At 52.5% G+C, this 19,301-nt stretch carries 10 protein-coding genes; 4 read left to right on the top strand and 6 right to left on the bottom strand.

What is annotated here, in order from left to right; genetic code table 11:
• Window positions 1-7 precede the first annotated feature (7 nt).
• The 5 genes from JIN87_RS19750 to JIN87_RS19730 form a co-directional block, all read right to left on the bottom strand.
• Complete coding sequence (locus tag JIN87_RS19750) at window positions 8-1,618, bottom strand: sulfatase family protein (protein ID WP_200357340.1); 1,611 nt, start codon at window positions 1,616-1,618, stop codon at window positions 8-10.
• Window positions 1,619-1,836: 218 nt separating this feature from the next.
• On the bottom strand, window positions 1,837-2,634 hold the full coding sequence (locus JIN87_RS19745) for a ThuA domain-containing protein (RefSeq protein ID WP_200357339.1): 798 nt from the start codon (window positions 2,632-2,634) through the stop codon (window positions 1,837-1,839).
• Between the two features lie 54 nt (window positions 2,635-2,688).
• The gene (locus JIN87_RS19740) at window positions 2,689-3,585 is read right to left on the bottom strand and encodes a c-type cytochrome domain-containing protein (RefSeq protein WP_200357338.1); all 897 of its coding nucleotides are present in this window, start codon (window positions 3,583-3,585) and stop codon (window positions 2,689-2,691) included.
• A gap of 115 nt (window positions 3,586-3,700) precedes the next feature.
• Entirely contained in the window at window positions 3,701-4,990 is a 1,290-nt protein-coding gene (locus tag JIN87_RS19735; protein ID WP_325176400.1) for a DUF1501 domain-containing protein, read from the bottom strand.
• A 20-nt stretch (window positions 4,991-5,010) separates the two neighbouring features.
• On the bottom strand, window positions 5,011-7,116 hold the full coding sequence (locus JIN87_RS19730) for a DUF1549 domain-containing protein (protein ID WP_200357337.1): 2,106 nt from the start codon (window positions 7,114-7,116) through the stop codon (window positions 5,011-5,013).
• Window positions 7,117-7,441: 325 nt separating this feature from the next.
• Here JIN87_RS19730 and JIN87_RS19725 point away from each other — a divergent pair, with 325 nt between their 5' ends.
• From JIN87_RS19725 to JIN87_RS19710, 4 genes are all read left to right on the top strand, one after another.
• Window positions 7,442-8,821, top strand: a complete 1,380-nt coding sequence (locus tag JIN87_RS19725) for an FAD-binding oxidoreductase (RefSeq protein ID WP_200357336.1) — start codon at window positions 7,442-7,444, stop codon at window positions 8,819-8,821.
• Complete coding sequence (locus JIN87_RS19720; protein WP_200357335.1) at window positions 8,814-10,109, top strand: (Fe-S)-binding protein; 1,296 nt, start codon at window positions 8,814-8,816, stop codon at window positions 10,107-10,109. Before JIN87_RS19725 ends, JIN87_RS19720 begins: the two co-directional genes overlap by 8 nt.
• 100 nt (window positions 10,110-10,209) lie before the next feature.
• Window positions 10,210-13,125, top strand: coding sequence for a hypothetical protein (locus JIN87_RS19715; RefSeq protein WP_200357334.1), 2,916 nt, complete (start codon window positions 10,210-10,212; stop codon window positions 13,123-13,125).
• 73 nt (window positions 13,126-13,198) lie between these two features.
• Window positions 13,199-14,734: a sialate O-acetylesterase gene (locus JIN87_RS19710; RefSeq protein ID WP_200357333.1), complete on the top strand. Its 1,536-nt coding sequence runs from the start codon at window positions 13,199-13,201 to the stop codon at window positions 14,732-14,734.
• An 85-nt stretch (window positions 14,735-14,819) separates the two neighbouring features.
• Here the strand turns inward: JIN87_RS19710 and JIN87_RS19705 are convergent, their stop codons facing one another.
• Window positions 14,820-16,040: a hypothetical protein gene (locus tag JIN87_RS19705; RefSeq protein ID WP_200357332.1), complete on the bottom strand. Its 1,221-nt coding sequence runs from the start codon at window positions 16,038-16,040 to the stop codon at window positions 14,820-14,822.
• Window positions 16,041-19,301: the final 3,261 nt, after the last annotated feature.

The following is a 19,301-nucleotide window of genomic DNA, read 5'->3' as shown; positions in this document are numbered from 1 at the left end:
GTCTTGCCTACTTAGCCTTTTTCATTCGCTCCCGAGCAGCCTTGCGTTGCTCCTCGGAGTGATAGTGCCGATCCACCGTCGTCAAATCCTGGATGGTGTTCTCCGGCAATTCGAAAGTCTCGCGCAATCCATCCAACTTGGCATGCATCGCTTTCACAACCTCCGCGTATTCGGGATTGTCATACTCGTTGCGCATTTCCTTCGGATCAGTTTCCAGGTCATACAGCTCCCACTCGTCCAACTCGTAGAAACGCATCAGCTTGTAGCGCCCATCGTAAGCGCCTTCGTGCTTATGGATCATATGCCAGCCTGGATACTCGTAGTAATGGTAATAGTGAGCATCACGCCAATCGGCAGGAGTCTTGCCCTTGAGGATCGAGACAAGGCTGCCCCCTTGCATATCCTCCGGAGCAGCCACGCCTGCCATCTCCAAGAACGTCTCCGCAAAATCGAGATTTGAAACGAGGTCCTTGTTGACGCTTCCGGGCTCGGTCACTCCTGGCCAGCTAACGAGGAGCGGCGTCCGGTAGGATTCATCATACATGAAACGCTTATCGAACCAGCCATGTTCACCGAGGTAGAACCCCTGATCTGAAGAGTAGATGAATACCGTATCCTCGGCGAGGCCGAGCTCCTCGAGATAGCTGCGCAACACGCCAATGCTCTCATCTACGGACATGATGCAACGCATATAGTCCTTAACGTAACGTTGGTACTTCCAGCGAACAAGATCATCCCCTTTCAACTTTGCCTTCAGAAAAGCTTCATTCTTCGGTTGATAGGCTGCATCCCATTGCTCTTTTTGCTCTGGCGTCATACGCTTATGGATACGATCCGCCAGTTGACCTCCAAGGTCGCGTTCCAGAATCTTCAAATCCCTGCCGAGATCCATTGTCTTCGCGATCGACTGATCTTGCTCCCGAGCAGCGGTGCCACGGCCCGAGTAATCATCAAAAAGCGTATCGGGTTCAGGCAAGGTCACACCGTCAAACGTATTCAAGTACTTCAAGGCAGGCGACCACTCGCGATGCGGGGCCTTATGCTGCACCATCAGCATGAAGGGCTTGCTCTCATCGCGTTGCTCCTTCAGCCAGTCTTTGGCTTTGTCAGTAACGATTTCCGATACGTAACCATTCACTCGATACGTACCATTCTCATTGATAAAGTCCGGATTGTAATAGTGTCCTTGTCCGGGCAAAATATCCCAGTAGTCGAACCCAGTTGGCTTTGAGCCGAGGTGCCACTTGCCGATAATCGCCGTTTGGTATCCCGCCTGACGCAAGAGTTTCGGGAAGGTCTGCTGGCTGCCGTCGAACTCGCTGGTTTCATTCGTCATGAAACCATTCAGGTGACTGTATTTTCCGGTAAGAATCGTGGCTCGACTTGGGCCACAGATCGAATTCGTAACCATGCACCGATCAAATCGCATACCCTGCTGGGCAAGCTTGTCCAAATGAGGGGTCGGGGCGACATCTGCCAAAATCCCGCCATAAGCGCTAATCGCTTGAGTCGCATGATCGTCCGAAAAGACGAAAACGATGTTCGGTCGCTTCGCTCCAAACAACGAGCTCCCTAAACCGATGAAAATCCCCAGTAATACGATTTTTCGAAGTAGCATATCGATAGATGATAGAAATCAGCGAGCAAGGTTCTCATGCACGCACTCAGGTAGGTAACAAATTACGCCCAAAACAAAAGGCGCACAAGCGCGTTCAATCAAGCCCCATGAGGCTGCTTTACCGCGGATTTCAGATCATACATAAGCGTGTTCCGCCTCTTCCCTTGGAACACCGGATCTCCCCCTCCCTCACTCGTACTGTAGAGTAGGTTCGCGACTCAACGAAACCCAGCTTCACCGTCGGCGTGCACCGAACCACCCTTGAGTTCTATCGTCTCAGGAGCCTTCTCCACAGGAACGTTAGGAGCATCCATCACGCTGGTCCAGCGGCTCGGGTTGTATGCCCACTTAACTGCATTGTAGATCACGCGATGAATCGTCTCGTTGTGATAGATCGGGTACGTCTCGTGCCCAGGACGGAAATAGAAGATTTTTCCATTGCCGCGATGCCAGCAACAACCGGAGCGAAAGACCTCCCCTCCCTCAAACCATGAGATAAACACCTGCTCATCCGGAGCTGGAATCCCAAACGGTTCACCATACATCTCCGTATTCTCGAGTTCGATACACTCGCCAATTCCTTGCGTGATCGGATGACCGTGATTCGTCACCCAAAGCCGTTCACGCTCTCCCGCCTCACGCCATTTCAGAGCACAGGAAGTCCCCATCATACGCTTGAAGATCTTCGAAAAATGCCCGGAGTGCAGGACGATCAACCCCATCCCCTGAAGCACACGTTTCTGAACACGATCGACCACTTCCTCCGATACATCTCCATGAGCCCGATGCCCCCACCAAATAAGTACATCGGTCTTTGCGAGACGTTCTTCGGTAAGCCCATGCTCTGGCTCTTGCAGGGTCGCAGTTGAGATGCGGAGTTCAGAATCCGTATCCAAACTCCCGATTCCCTCTGCGATCGCAGAGTGAATGCCATTTGGGTAAATGGAACGAACCAGCTCGTTCTCCTGCTCGTGCACGTTCTCGTTCCAAATTACGACAGAAATCTCTTTGCTCATAGATGGAATCCGAGACTAGCCACAGCACCTCAACAAGCGAGCCCACATTTCCAGCTAGTGAACAATCTTCAAGTCCGGGATCGCCTTTTGGAGCGAGCGAATCCCCGCCGTAGTCACCTGAGTCCCACGCACGTAGAGCTGCTTCAAGCCAGCGAACGAGCGCAGGCTTTTTAGTCCTGCATCACTCACATCAGTCTCAAACAAGTTCAGATACTCAAGCGATTCCAATCCCTCGAAATGGGCCAAAGCTTCATCCGTTATTCGGGTTCTCCTCAGGTCGACATAGCTCAGAGCTTCGAATCCATTGATCCCGATCAAATCCTGATCTCGAACCTTTGAGCGACCGTAGTTAAGCTTCACCACAGACGACGCGATAGGATCCAGCTTCCGTAACGCATAGGCTTCCCGCTCATCCGCATAGGTGTAGGTCAATTCAAACAACTCTGCATCGTGGTTAACTGTATCCACTCTTAAGCCCAACTCTTCCAGTGAATGCACGATCCCAACGACAGAAACCGAATACTCGTAACTGGCTGGAGGCAAAGGCAGCTCGTCTGTGTACTTGCTGGATACCGATTCGGCAACTGCACTATCCATCATCGAGCCACCCATCACATCGCCAAAATTCGCTCCTTCCGCGATCCAACGCCTTAACAATTCTTGCTCGGCCTCGGTTAGGCCATCGCCTTTTGAAGGCATATAATCCGGATCGTCCTCCGGATAGGTCGTCATGTAATACACAGGACTCTCATCTGGATCTCCCGGAATGACTACATCCCCGTTTTCGCCTCCTTGCATGATCCAAATCGGAGAATCCAAACGGAGGTCACCCTTCTGCTTTTGCGAGCTGTGACAACGGAAACACTTGTCCTCGAAAATCGGAAACACCTCTTCGTGAAAGTTCACCGTCCCGTTGGCGTGAAGGGAAGCTACCCCCAACACAGCTAGCATGACAATAGCTGTAGGGCTGGCGCTTGCGCCACGCCGCCGGGCCCTACTCACTGTGCACTTCGGCGCGACGCAAGCGTCGACCCTACATTCCGAAATCTTAACCAATCCCATTCTCCTACCCAAACAAATCCATCACCGGACGTCCTTTGTCCGCCACGCGGAAAGGTCGCCCCGTTGAAGAAAAGACAGTCTTCTCCGTCGGCAGTCCCAATGCATAAGCGATCGTCGCGTTGAAATCCGGAACCGTTACCCGGTTCTCGATCACATTCTTACCGCTTTCATCCGTCTTTCCGTAAACCTGCCCGCCTCGAATCCCCCCACCTGCAAGCACACAGGAGAAGGCGGTAGGAGAATGATCTCGTCCATCGTTGCCGTTAATTTCGGGAGTACGCCCAAACTCTGTCGCTAGAACCACCATCGTTTCCTCCAGCATACCGCGAACTTCCAAGTCCTGCAAAAGTGTGGACATTGCCTGGTCCAGGACGGCCGCGTTTTCCTCGACTCGCTCGAAGTTGTTGGTGTGCGTATCCCAATTACCGAGGGTTACTTCTACGAACCGTACGTCATGCTCAACCAAACGCCGAGCAAGCAAGCACCCTTGTCCAAAGGCGTTCCCACCGTAGGAGTCACGAAGCTGCTTCGGCTCTTTATCGATTTCGAATGCGGCAAGGTCCCGACTTCGCATAAGCTTGAGAGCGTCGTCGTACATTTCCGAATACGCTTCCACTTTTTTGTGACTATAGCGATTGTGAAACTCTGCATCGAAGGCTTGGGTGAGCGACACTACATCTCTAAATTCGTCCTCGCTCACTCCTCGACGGCGTTTGCTATTCTGCAAACCCGCTTCCGGATTTCCAATCACCAGAGGAGCGAAACGCTGTTCCAGGAACCCGTTGCTGCCGCCAGGATTGGAACTACCAATATGTACAACCCCCGGGAGATTCGGGTTACGGTTTCCATCAAACTTAACGAGCCAGGAGCCAATCCCAGGATGCTTGATCGTCCCGCGTTTCGTGTAGCTCGAGTGCATGAAGTAGCGGCCTTCTTCATGAGCTCCCTGATTCGAGAACATGGAGTTAACAACTGCAAACTTATCCATGTGCTGGGATAGTTTCGGCAGATAGCCGCTCATCCTCAGGCCCGTGACATTTGTTTTAATGCCACGCGTTGCCCCTTGAAACTCGGTGCCAGGTTTCAAGTCGAACGTATCCAGGTGGCTCATACCACCTGCCATGTAGAGATAGATTACATTTTTCGCCGTAGGTCTCACGATCGGGTTCGCGCCCGCTAAGGGCGTGCCTCGAATCGCGGCAGGCATCAAGCCCACCCCCAGAAAGGCCTTGGCAGAATATGCCAGGAAGTCCCGGCGATCCATCTCACTGATTTTCGTAAATATCTCCTTCACTGTTTTAGCCCTCCTTCTCCCTATTGGATAAAACGAAACTCCTGCGAATTCAGCAAAGCCAACATCACTTGCCGATAACCTTTGCTATGCCCGTAAGCGTCAATCTGCTCACCGACCAGCTCCCGTTCCCGATCTGTTGGCGAGCGTCCATAGAAGCTCTTGAATACGACATCCATACGCTGCTTCCCTTCCAAGCCTCGCAGTTCGCGGCTGAGCACGGAGCTCTGGTTACTGATCATGTAGTACAAATTGCCATTCAGAAGGGCAAGCGCCTGAGGGATCGCCGCCTCATCCGTGGAACTCTCGATGATCTCCCGATCCGATTCGCCAAACTGGCGCAAGAAGTGGCCCGCTGGAGCCGGAGAAACGACCTCAGAAGCTCGGACCAAATTGCGACGGGCCTTTTCGAGCTGCCTCGCTTGCTTTCCCTTTCGGCGGCTCGTCGAGCTAGACATCATCTCATCATTCATCTCGACCATCGCTTCTCTACGATCAAAGACTTCGGAGCCGGAAACCTGCGCCAACAACGCATCCATCGCTTTGTTCTTCTGCAGGCGGATCTCTCTAAATTGCGACCGAAGCTCGTTTCGTTCCCGGTCCGTTCTCGCAGCGTTGATCTGAGTCTGGAAGAGCTTTTCCGCTTCCAAGTACTTTTCCTGAAGAGCTCCCAATCGGCGTACGATCGCGTAAAGCTCACGTCCATCGAGCTTCTGCACTTTCGCGACGTGGTCCTTCATCTGCGCTTCGTTTACCCGAAGGTTCTTTGTCTGCACATCGCCCCCCAGTTTCTGGTCGAGGTCCGGAACTGACATAGTCAGCACAGAATCCCAAAGCTGCTCCGCGCTCATGCGGCGTAGCGTCGGCCCCGGAAAGAAGTAAGGCTCTCCGGCAACTGGCTCTTTATCGTAAGCGAAACTTTGATACGTCCGCGTACTGAAGATCGCCTTCAAAAAGCGCTTCATATCGTAATCGTACGAAACCATCAGGTCTTCGAGAAAACGCATGAGTTCAGGGTGGGACGCAACGGTATCCTCCTTAATATCGTCTACTGGCTCGATCAGCCCGACGCCCATCGCTTTCTTCCAAAGGCGATTCGCAATTGTCTTGGTGAAGCGAGGATTCTCGGGAGAAGTCAGCCATTTCGCGTACACTTCCTGCGGATTGTCTCGCTTGCCCACTTTCGCCTCCGGACCAAAGGGAGTTTTCGCCGCCATCTTCTGATTCGGCTTCGCATCCTCGTATTGATAATCCTTTGGCAACTTCAGTGGCTTGTTGTTCACCGTCACTTCCGTACCCAGCGGCTCAAAGATATCCCGAATCACTCTTCGCTCGTTTATCGTACCGCGACGATTATTCCCCTGGGGACCACCATTCGCTCTAAACTCCGCCCTGCGTATGAAGCGAGCAGCCTCTTGAAACTCCTCAAACTCGGGAATGTTCCGGTAACCTCGCGTCGCTGAATCAACGCCAAAAGTATAGGCCGCCATGTGGTAATACTCCCTCTGCGTCCATCGATCAAAAGGATGGTCGTGACACTGGGCGCATTGCATCCGAGTGCCGAGAAACACCTGAGCGGTGTTGGACATGTTATCGAGCGGCATCCCCGCATCACGCAAATAGTAGCCCACGGCAGGCTCATCCCACACAAAGCCACTCGAAGAAATCAGCTCCCGAACGAACTCATCGTAGGGCATATTCTCTCGCAACGACTCCTTAACCCAGTCCTGGTAGGAGACCATCACCGTCCGCCGTCCACGCGACTGGATTCGCAGCACATCCTCCCAGTAATTGTAAAAGTGGCTCGCATACCCGCTGGAATCGAGGAGCTCGTCAATCAGCCGCGCACGCTTCTCAGTCGAGAGCGACTTTTCAAAGCGAGTCAACTCGTCGTAAGTGGGTATACGCCCGACAATGTCCAAATAGATTCTTCGAGCAAAAGTAGCGTCATCAACTTCCTCATTTCGCTCCAGTCCCTTTTCCTCGAGAGTCTCTCGGATATAGCGATCTATTTGAACCGCAGCCTCCGATGTGGGCAGCCCAGCTTGCTTCTTCTTGGCCAACGCCAAGTCGCACAGGGCCAAAGAGGATAGAAACGTAACAATAAGAGAGACGTGTACTGCCTTCATAGCGGGGTGTAATTTGATTAGGGTTTCGACTCGCCAACACACACGACTCGACGCGAATCATCACTAGCGGCAAAGGCTTTACAAATTCGCGTGAGCGTAACTTATACGACCGATTAGAGGCTGAAGACAAATTCAAATCCCCGCAAAAACCCTTATATTTCGCCCTTTTCACGTGATTCCCCCATCACGCAGCATGGACGCGTAGGACAAATGACCGACAAGCCCAAAACCGCGATCCTCTATCCGATTGAACCAGATCAAAAACAGCAGGACGACGTTCCTTATCGCCTGATCTTCGCTTTGTCCTCAACTTCGAACTATCAAAATGGTAGCCCCCATCCCACAAGCCCTCGAATCGCTGCTTAGCCCGGAACAAATCCTTAGCTCCGCCGAAGACCTCATCGTCTACGGATACGATGGCACGGCCGGACTCAAGCAGCGACCTTTAGCAGTCGTCTTCCCGGAATCCGCCGAAGACGTATCCAAGGTATTACGACTCGCGGCGGAACGCGACATTCCAGTCACAACCCGCGGTTCAGGGACCGGATTGAGCGGTGGAAGCATTCCCTCCGAAAATGGGATCGTGCTTTGCCTTCAACGAATGAACAAGATCTTGGAGTTCGACACAGCAAACCTCACCATTCTCGTCGAGCCAGGCGTCGTTACGGAGACAATCAATCAAGCCGTATCCAAAGAAGGCCTACTCTATCCACCCGATCCAGGTTCAATGAAAATCTCCACAATCGGAGGAAATGTAGCCAATAACTCTGGAGGGCTTCGCGGGCTCAAATACGGCGTCACGCGCGACTATGTCATGGGAATGCAAGCCGTTCTCCCAAACGGCGAAACAATCTGGTTGGGCAACAAGTGCGTCAAAGACGTTGCCGGATACAATTTGAAGGACCTATTCATCGGTAGCGAAGGAACCCTCGGGGTGATCACACAGATTCTACTCAAGCTCGTGCCACGCCCCGTCGCTCGCCGCACCATGCTTGCGCTTTTTGACTCAATGGAAGACGCAGCAGCGGCAGTCTCGAAAATCATCGCGGCTAAGATAATCCCCTGCACCCTGGAGTTCGTCGATCGATTCACTCTCCAATGCGTCGAAGACTTCGCTCAAGCCGGCCTCCCCACTGATTGCGAAGCAGTGCTTCTGATCGAGACAGATGGGCACCCGGCTCAAGTCGAAGAGGAAGCCGAGCAGATTCAGAATATCCTTGCCCAATCCAACGCTCGCGAAACGAAAACAGCCAAAAACGAGGAGGAAGCCAACCAACTCGCCACCGCCCGGCGCAGCGCCTTCGCCGCTCTGGCCCGCATTCGACCCACTACCATTCTCGAAGACGTCACCGTCCCTCGCGACAAACTAGCGGAGATGATCCGCTTTGTGCAAAAGACCGCGGAAAAACACGATCTAAAGATCGCGAGCTTTGGACACTTTGGCGATGGGAACCTGCACCCCACAATCCTCGCAGACGAACGTGATGCAGATGAAATGAAACGCGTGCATCAAGCCCTTGAAGACCTATTCGAGAAGACTCTCGAACTAGGGGGTACCATCACCGGTGAGCACGGAGTCGGACTCGCAAAAAAGGCTCATCTTCACGATCAGTATCAAGATTACAGTTACACGCTCTTGAAGCAGATTAAGAAAACCCTTGATCCTCAAAACCTCCTCAACCCGGGCAAAACCTTCGATGTCTAAGCTTCGCCTAGCTGAAATGGATTACTCCGTCCTGCAACAGTGCATGCACTGCGGGATGTGCCTTCCGAGCTGCCCGACATACAACACGACAGGACTCGAACGCAACAGCCCTCGTGGACGCATCGCCCTTATGCGATCAATCGCAGATGGAGAGCTTGAGCTAAAGGAGGCGTTCGCCGAAGAGATGAACTACTGTCTCGGTTGCCTAGCGTGCACTTCGGCGTGTCCAGCGGGAGTCGAATACGCAAGTCTCTTTGAGGCATCCCGAGCAGACATCGAAGAGAATAGAATTTTGGATACATCTGAACGTAGATTCTGGCGATGGATCACCATAAGAACTCTCTTTCTTCACCCGAGGCTCCTTCGGCTGACGGGACGCGCGCTTTGGATCTATCAGAATCTCGGGCTCGAAAAACTCGTCCGCGCCTCCGGCATCCTTAAACTTCTACCCAAAAAACTCCGAGAACTCGAACCACTCGCTCCTCGAATCCGCGAATCCTTCACTCATGAGTTGGTTGCGGAATCCGAATCGCCTCCCGAGAAGCCACGATACCGTGTGGCCCTTCTTACCGGTTGCGTCCAAGACCTCATTCTAAGCGAACTGAATCGCGATACGGCGGATGTTCTGCTGGTCAATGGATGCGAAGTATTAACGCTACCCAACCAAGCATGCTGTGGGTCGCTACACAGTCATAACGGCGAAGAAGAACTGGCCAAGCAACTCGCGCGGAAAAATATCGACAGTTACGATCTCGAGAATGTAGACGCCATCATTAGCAACGCCGGCGGTTGCGGCAGCCACTTAAAACGCTACGCTCATCTTCTGTCTAATGATTCTGAATACGCTAACAAAGCAAAAACCTGGGACTCAAAAGTGAAAGACATTCACGAGTGGCTCTGCGAGATCGGCTTCTGCCCTCCTGGTCCACTCCCCGTGGCGAAACAAGTAACCTATCACCCCTCCTGCCATCTCAATCACGGACAAGGAGTTCGCCAACAGCCGGTCGAAATCCTCAAAGCGATCCCGAATCTAACCCTCGTTCCACTTACCGACGCAGACACTTGTTGCGGCAGCGCTGGCATCTACAACCTGACTCAGCCCGAGCAGGCGGGCCAGCTGCAATCGCAAAAAGCGAGCCACATCAGAGATACTCGAAGCGATATCGTCGCCACTGCAAATCCCGGCTGCCACCTTCAAATCCAGAACGCAGTTTTCCCAAAAATCGAAGTACGACACCCGATTTCCCTCCTCGCCGAAGCATACCGCAATTGCGCGATTTCGGACTGAAGAAGAACTGCAATGACCTGAATACTCCCCCTATATCCGAAAACTCTCCATCTAATTCGGGTTGAACCTCCCGAACGCGAAGCGGCTATAATAAGGGCTCATGCAGCCTATCACAAACCGCCCCTCCCCCCTTCGCTTCGCACTGTCCTGTTGTTCTATCGCCAGTTTAACTGCGTCTTTGTTCGCAGCCGAGGTAACGATTGACCTAACTACCAAACGCTACCTGAGCGACGTCTCAGAGCTTGATCGGGCTAAGTACTTCAACATCCACACAACCTGGGATACCCGCCGGTTGGAAGGAGAATGGCGGGAATGGGCTGAGGACATGAACATCAATTTCGGCCGCGGTTTCTGGGGCCCCTACGGAGAACACAAGACGGGTGTCCCGTATCCAAGCGAAGATGACGCGAAAACCGCCGGTGCCGCCGCGATCGCCAATTCCCGCAACGCATCAAAATATCCCTATCGCACCAGACGAAACGTTCGCACCCAACACCCAAGAGACGCCTTCAAACTTGACGACGACTTCGCCGCCGCGGGCGAATGGGCAGCCAACTATTTCAAGTACTACTTCGACGACGAGTCTCGCCCCGAATTTTTCGAGCCCATGAACGAACCCTTCGTTCACGCCGATGAGTTTGGGACGAACGACCAGGTTAAGGTCCGCGAACAAATGGCGCAGCTCTTTGCAGAGGTGGGTAAAGCCATGCACGCGAAAAACGTCCCCACAAAAGTGGTTGGTTACTCCTCGGCATGGCCTTCTATGGAGAAGTGGGACTTCGACCATTGGGAAACTCGCATGAAGATGTTCATGGACATCGCGGGAGAACACATGGACGCTTTTGCCACCCACCTATACGATGGCATTAATGTACAAGGGCAAGATTCCCAGCGTTCGGGCAATAACTCGCGCGCCATTCTCGACTTGATCGAAACCTACAGCTTCCAGAAGTGGGGCATCGTCAAACCGCATGCGATTACTGAATACGGAGGTATCGAAGACGGCTACCCGGACGCCTACAGTCCAGAGAAGAGCGCCCAATCGTTACGTTCAATCAACCACATCATATTCGAGCTCTTCAACCGGCAAGACCGACTTGAGATATCGATCCCCTTCATTACGGGATTTGCGGAATGGTATTTAGCCGCTCCCAACTTCCACCCATACACCCCCGCTCTCTGGCGCCCCGTTCCCGAAGAAATTCAGGTAACGAAGGACAACGAAGGAAATATCACCTCTTTCACCGTCGGCAGCTTCCAGCTAACCGAAAAAGCCAGGTTCTATGAACTCTGGCAGGATGTGCGTGGCAAGCGAGCGTTCGTCTCCTCAGACAATCCCGACGTGCAAGTAGATACGTTCGTCGATGGCGACACTGCTTACGTTTGCCTCAACAATCTGGACGACGAGATCGAACACACTATTTCACTTTCAATACTCAAATCAGTAGACGACTTCGAAAGCGTCCGAATCAAGCAACTTGAAATTTACGACCTGGAGGCTCCCGACTACTCCGATGAAACTTCCAACACCGCTCCCGGTTCGATAACACTCTCGCCTCACGGGACCGCTGTATTGGCATACAAATACAGTGCACCTATCCGTTTTGAAAAAAAGGTCACGGTAAAGGAATATCACCCGAACTCCTACCTTCAGCCAATCTCCACGAATCAAGCGATCACATTCGAATTCGATGGGCTCGAAATCGACGAAGGGACCGCATCACTACGCATGGGAATTGGGCGACCACACTCCCGTTCCAAAAAACCAACGATCACCCTAAACGGAAACGCCCTCACCGTCCCAGATAATTACGCAGGCTACGATCAAACAGGACGCGATGACTTTTTTGGCGTAATTGAAATTCCAGTACCTTACAACACACTCATCCAAGGAACCAACACTCTCGTTGCGAGATTCCCCGATACAGTCGGTCACGTCAGTAGCATGATCCTAAAAGTGAATACGCTCGGGGACTATGACCCGACACTCAACCTCGGCATAGCTGACAAATCAGGACAACTTGAAGTCCAAGCCCAGGGCCCCGAGGGTTTGAGGGTGAAGATCGAATCTTCAAACGATCTGGAAACCTGGGAGCCACGAGCCATAGGGCACATATCTGATGGCAAGTTCACACACTCGGCAGAATCTGACTCCAAATTCTTCCGTTCCTCCGACGCTGGCCCCCGCGAAGAAGTTCCGCACCCCCAAAGCGCAAACCTTCTCTACGCCACCTTGATCTCACAGAGGAGCCAAATTCTCCTCGAGTACACTCACGAAATTGACAACCCAGCACAGGAAGCCGCTGCCCTTGAAATCATCATTGACTCACAGCCCGTCACCATAGACTCAATCGGACGCCAAGAAGACGATCCCCAAACGATCCTGATCACCCTCCCTGCCCAAGTAGAATCCGGGAAGGAAATTCGGCTCAGCTACACCCCGACTCTCAAAACATCAGACGGCGGAGACATCGTTCCCATTTCAGATTGGCCAATCCCCAACCCGATTATCGTAGACGGAAACCGTATCAAAGCTTCGAGCAATCACGACGGAGAGCGAGGCAACGGCTCCGGATGGACAGTCGACGGAGATGCCAGCAAAGTCTCAGCCTCATCGACTGTCGTTCGCGAAGGGGACCATAGTATTAACATAACGTTTCCAGCAGGCTCTTCTCTTATCAACCTTCGAAACGAGGGTGGCACGTTCAACATACAGGGCGGAGAAACGCTCTCATTCACCGCCCACCACCGAGCCGCCAATATGAGCGGAGGAGACTCCTACCAAACCGAACTTTCGATCTACGATGCCGACAGCCACCAGGTCCTGAACGGCAAGCGCGCGTGGAAACGCACCGATACCGATACGTGGAACACAACCGAGGCGGAATACACTTTCACCTCTGGGGAAGCCGGCACCTACTACCTCGGGTTCCGCATCTATGCATCAGCCAACGAAGGTAACCTCACCTACGACCTACACATAGACGGACTCAGAGCGGAAGCTGTCGATCCTTAAGCAAGAGCGCAATTTCCGTTGTCAGTTCCGGGGGGCGTGGACTAAGTCGAGTTTAGAAAACCCACTCCCCCCTATGAAACCGACCATTTCGCTCATCGCAGCCTCCTTTTTACTCACAATCCCGGCGATCGCTGACATTTCCCTACCCAATGTCTTCACCGACCACATGGTCATTCAACGCGATCAGGAAAACCCGATCTGGGGGACCGCTGAGGCAAACGAGAAGATAAAGATCTCAATCGGCGGAAAAAAAGTATCCACAAAAGCGGACAAGGAAGGCAACTGGCGGACCGAACTTCCAGCATTTCCAGCAGGTGGTCCCCATACCATAACGATCAAAGGCAGCAGCACTGTATCCATTGAAGACGTGCTCGTTGGCGAAGTCTGGTTCTGCTCCGGTCAGTCAAACATGGAATGGCCAGTGCGCCTATCTTACGGAGCAGAGGTCGAGGCAACAGCTGCCAACCACCCTAAAATCCGTTTTCTTCACGTCCCCAACCATGGGACCGACCAGCCTCAAGACAATTTCGAAGGGCAATGGGAAGTTTGCTCACCTGATACCGCACCACACTTTTCCGCCGTAGGTTACTACTATGGCCAAACCCTTCACGCTGCCCTCGGAGTCCCCATCGGACTGATCGACAATGCCTGGGGAGGTTCAGCGGCCGAGGCTTGGGTACCACGAGAGAAGCTGGAAAACGATGGTCGCTTCGAGGAAATGCTGAACCACTGGGATGAGCGAGTAACAAACTTCGATCAAGTCGCCTACGAGGATTACGTAAAACGCTATAACGAGTGGGCCGCTTCTGGCTTTAAAGGGGAGCCCATGGAATGGAACAAGACAGTACACCCCATAACTGGCCAGCACCGTCCTTCAAACATCTACAACGGCATGGTACATCCATTATCCGGATACGGAATCCGTGGAGTAATCTGGTACCAAGGTGAGTCAAATGGAGACAGAGCGGAGCAATACCGCCATCTGTTCCCACTCATGGTTGAAACATGGCGAGACAATTGGGGGCAAGGCGACTTCCCCTTCTACTGGGTTCAACTCGCTGATTGGCAGGAAGAAGTCGATACTCCAGGAGATAGCGGCTGGGCCGAACTCCGCGAGGCTCAAACCCTCTCGATGGACGTGCTCCCGAACTCCGGTCAAGCTGTAATCATCGACATCGGAGAAGGCCGAGATATCCATCCAAGAAACAAGAAGACGGTTGCGAGCCGACTCGTTCGTTGGCCGCTCGCAAATATTCACGGACACGACATATCGTATCAAAGCCCTAGATACAGCTACTCCGAGATCAACGGAAACCGAATCCGCGTCACACTCGATCATGTGAGCGGAGGCGGTCTTTGGGCCTTCGACACTCAAGAGATCAAAGGATTTTCAATCGCTGGCGAAGACCAGAGCTTCGTCTGGGCCCAAGCAAAGATCATCGACCAAAACACAATCGAAGTTTGGAGCGACGAAATCGAGCTGCCAGTAGCCGTCCGCTACGGTTGGGCTCAAAACCCAGTCATAAACCTCTTCGACCGCAACGGGCTCCCCGTCACCCCCTTCCGCACCGACGACTGGCCCGTAACGTCGACAGGCAAGGTCAAGTAACACCGACCGCAAAAAGGTTTGGTCTAGAAGGTCGCGAACACTGTCTCAATTGTAATTGAGTTGAGGCAGAACCTTATGCACTGCACTAGAACGAGCAACCTGCATAGAAGCGAAGATCACGGCCCCAGCCGTCTTCAATGACAGCATCGTCGAAGTTACGCTGACCGTATCCACCAAACAGAGCGAACCATACATTGTTCTCGAGGACTCTGCGGATGACGAGGTTAGCCTCACTTTCATCCCGATTCACATGATCTGCGTGGATCAGCAAACCGTAGAAGACCCACCCCTTTTTCTTGTAAACGCCTTTCCAGTGGAACGAGTCGGTACCAACTTCGTACTGGTTCGTGTACCACATGAAGCTCATGTCGATCTCGTGCGATGTTCGGAAAGGAGCGAGGTAGGACGCGGATGAGCCAACATGGGTCCAACCTGCATTCCAGAAGTAGGAGTCTTTCTTGAAACCAACAGTAGCTTCGATCACCTCCGCTTCGTGCCCCGCCAGAAAGCCTCCTGAGTCCCCGTCTTGCCGATCATAGCGAAAACGGGCCGACCACTGTCCCTTCGCATTGTCAGGACTGAGGACACGTGAAACCTTGAAGCCGAAATTATTGTACAAGTCCTTCGCATAATAATCGTATGCTGTCAGTGAATACTTTCCAGCTTGATAGTCGGAAGACAGAAACTGGACTCCTGAATCGCCTCCACTTCTTCCCAAACGCTTACTGAGCGTAATGAAGTCACCATTTACCGGCGAGGGTCCACCTTCCCGACTCGACCAAGAACTGTAGCGTTCGATATGCCCAACATCGAGCGACAGCCCCTCTGCCAGATCAGTTTTCCAAACACCCCCTTCAAATGCCTGCACCTTGTGCCGAGCATTCTTGTAGCTGGGAAAGAAATCGTAGTGGTCTAGAATCCGACCGAGTTTCAACACCGAAGAACGATCCATCTCCGAACTGAAATCATACTTTAGGGACAAACCATTTAACACTGTTTCATCATCATTAGAAAGCCAGTAAGCGGCATCCGCTCGTCCCTCTTGATAGATCTGGTTCACTTGCACAAACTGTCCGTCCAGCTCAAGCCGTTCGGCAGGACGCCACCCGAAATCAACAGTCGCCGAAACGCTGCCACTTGAACCTTGGTTGTCGTTTCCAAAATCGCGCCCCATCACCAAAGCCTGCGTCGAGAGCTTCACCGTGTGTTCTCCAAGCTCTAAACCTTCGCTATTCTGCACTATCGGAAAAGACAGCAGCATGGCGGTCGCTAGAAAATAAATTCTAAAAGATGTTCGCGTATCCATTTTTCTATTCAAATTCCGGAGGGCAGAATTCAATCGAACAAAGTTCTCCCCAAACATAGGAGGACAAACAGCCGCTCTTTCACTCTACCTGCCTCAGTTACAAAATCAGTCTGCTAGTAACACGGCCTATCCTACGGAAAGTGTGAGTTTTGTCATGTCACCTAAATAAATGACTTTACCTCCCCACCAAGAATAGACAGGCCGTCCCCACGAACAGGAACGGCCTGGTTTTTACCACAACCCAAATCTACGTTTGGGTAATAGACTAGAACTTACGACTAGAAGTCGAAGGTGTTGGTGATCGACCAAGTGCGGTCGGACGGGATGCGGAATCCTGCTGGAGTTCCGTCCGGTTGAACACTCAACGGGATCAACTTGTCGTCAGCGAAGAGGTTACGAATGTTGAGCTGCATCTTCCAGCGAGTACCGTTCTTTAGCTTCTTCGTGTAGTTGGTGAAGAAGTCGATCTGCGTATCGTCTGGCCCCATGTATGGGTTATCCAAATCGTAGCTCAGGGAGCCATCTTCGGTCTCGATCGGAGCGTATCCAAGGATCGGATCATCACCCCAACGCACTGCACCACCAATGTTCAGGCCTTTCAGACGACCGTCCTTGAATCCATAGCGAGTCACCGCGTTAAAGCGCCACTCACGCAACTCGGAACTCGCAGTCGATTCGAGTAGCTCAGTAAGGGCATAGTTCGAACGGAACGCGCTTTGCCATGTCTGCTTGATAGACGGACCGCCACCGGACCAAATACGGATGTCGCCCGCGTTGGTTTCATTGAACCACTTATCCACGAACGCTACCCACTCGATCATCGCCTCACCCCCAACATTCTTACGAACAGCGTGTGTTTGGGCAGCGTTGAAGGTTAGGTTCCAGTTGTCGTTGATACGTGCATGGAATTCGTATTCCCGGCCCTTGGAAACTGCGTCCTGGGTGTAGGTCAAACCAGCCGGATCGATCGTGTGATAGAACTTCGGCTCGCCTCCCGGATCATCGAGACTCCAGGCCTCGGTATAATCAGGAAACTCGGTGTGAATCGCGTCAACGAAGTCACGCCAGTCTGCGATCGCCTTGTCCTCGAACTCCTGGTCGAAGATACCGTCTGGATTCTTCATGTTCCAGCGCCAAGCCTTCTTGTCTCCTACGCCGGCGAGCGTCCAACCATTGTCGATATTGTACTGGTGAACGTTGGCCCAGTTTTCACCCCAAGCAACAAAGCGTCCGACCATCCAAGTACCAGGGATGTATGAGGAGTTGCTGAGATTTGAGGTTGTCTCATAATCTGTAATCTTGAGGGAGTACTTGCGGTCCTTGGTAGAGATGCTGATCGCCTTGTCTACAGTGTCACCTGTTGGTACATCCAACGGATGCCCGAACATGTCTACGCGAGAAGCGGCAGGCTGGAAGTTCTCCGACTCGTTGTAGCTGAGGCTGACATTCACCGGCAACCAATCCATGCCAGGAAGCGCGTCGACGTGAGTCACGATGCTATAGCTGGTGGATGATTTGGAATCCTCACGTGGATCAGCGGTAAAGCGGTACACCTCAGGGCTCACGTCAACAAAGCCGACAGGCCCGCCAGCAATCGCTTCAGGCGAATCAGGTTCGATACGTGGAGCTCCAAACACATTGGAGGAAGTATCATCCGTTCTTACACCGTACATACCAACGATAGAGTCGTTGAGGAACCAACCTTGCCATACAGCGACTTCAGATTGGACAGTGAGTTCAGACAAATTCGCATTGCCCGTCATTGTATCCATGTTGTCCCCCTGGAGGGCATCGACCACGCCAAAGGAACGCGTAGTCCAACCGGCATAGTTATCCCAGTTTTCGGACTGAGTGCTAACATCGCCGTCAGGAGTGATCCACTCAGCGCCAGGATCAACATTGGCAGTCCAAGTTGTATCGAAGTAGCGAACATCCGCAGTGGATGGGAGCAACTGCATCCCGGTCAGATTGGAAAGATTCAAGCCAGCTGCAGAATCGTAATCAAACAAGGCCGGTCCGATGTAGTGGGTGGTGTTTGGCTGATTCGCATTATCTGACCAACGCACAGCGCCTGTGTACTCGTAGTAAGCCTCTTCCATGCGGTAGCGATGGAAAGAACGCGTATCCGTAAATACATTCTCCTCCGACTTCACTGCATTGACGCGATGCTTGCCAAAAATACGAGCTAACCAACCTTCAGAGTGATCTCGGAAATCGTATTCGGCGAACGCGGTAATACGGTAAGAATCACGATCCTTGGTAGCGAATCGGTTTCCACTTTGGAACGCATCCGAGATAAACGGGCGTCCAGCATTCGGGTTTACCGATCCATCTGCCAAGTGGCTGTTTGTATCCACATAGATTGCGTCCTTAGTGCTGAGGCTCACACGACCTTCAGTGTACTGCTGATCGTAGTAAGATATTTCGAAACCTACCTTATCGTTCAGGAAGGTTTGCTCCAGGCTGAGATTCAAAGCATCCCAATCAGACCACTCGTTCTTGTTGGGACCATCGATCAACTTGTTGTAGAAGTTGAAGATCGATGGATCACTCAAATGGTAGTCTTTGTAGAGTCCGAATTCGTATCCAGGCAGTTGAACGTTGTTGGCATAGCCACCGTATCCACCAATCGAGGTCATTCTCGTGTACGGGTAATTGTCGAAGGCGTCATCAACTTCACCATCAGGACCAAGAGCTCCACGGAAATGTGGCTCGGTTATGAGAACGCGATCAAGACCTCCTCCTGGAGTGTCGTAGACGAAGAGAGGTCCACCAAAGAGCTGAGCGTAGTTTCCAAGAACCGGAGTCCAGTAAGGATTCAGCATATCCTCGCCATTTACGTTCACTTCCTTGTTCAGCTGACCATGCCCCAGCTCATCGAGCTCACCCAAGCGAACGAGAGCAGGGTCAAAGACTCCCTTTCCTACGCCTGGAGTCGCCGGATAGTTGCCATCTTCATCACGACCAACCGGATTGAAAAATGGCGTGATGTGGTCCTTTGGCGTTAGGACACGCGGACGGTTACTTCTTACGTTACCGTGCTCGAAGTTCCCCTTCAAAGAGAAGCGTTTACCGTCGCCGTTCAAGAAGTTCGGCTTCCACTTCGCAGCAAGATAGATTCGCTCACGATCGTCGAATGCAGGATCCTGACGGAACTTCTGGCGATCACTGACGACAGCGACCTTGGCTGCCAGCTGATCCTCGATAAGAACGAAGTTCGTACGAGCCATTGCTCGCATGCTACCGTACTTGCTGAATTTC

This window comes from Pelagicoccus mobilis, from assembly GCF_016595505.1.
Classification (GTDB): domain Bacteria; phylum Verrucomicrobiota; class Verrucomicrobiia; order Opitutales; family Opitutaceae; genus Pelagicoccus; species Pelagicoccus mobilis.
Note: the sequence above shows the minus strand (reverse complement) of the source record. Positions and strands in the feature narration are given on the sequence as shown.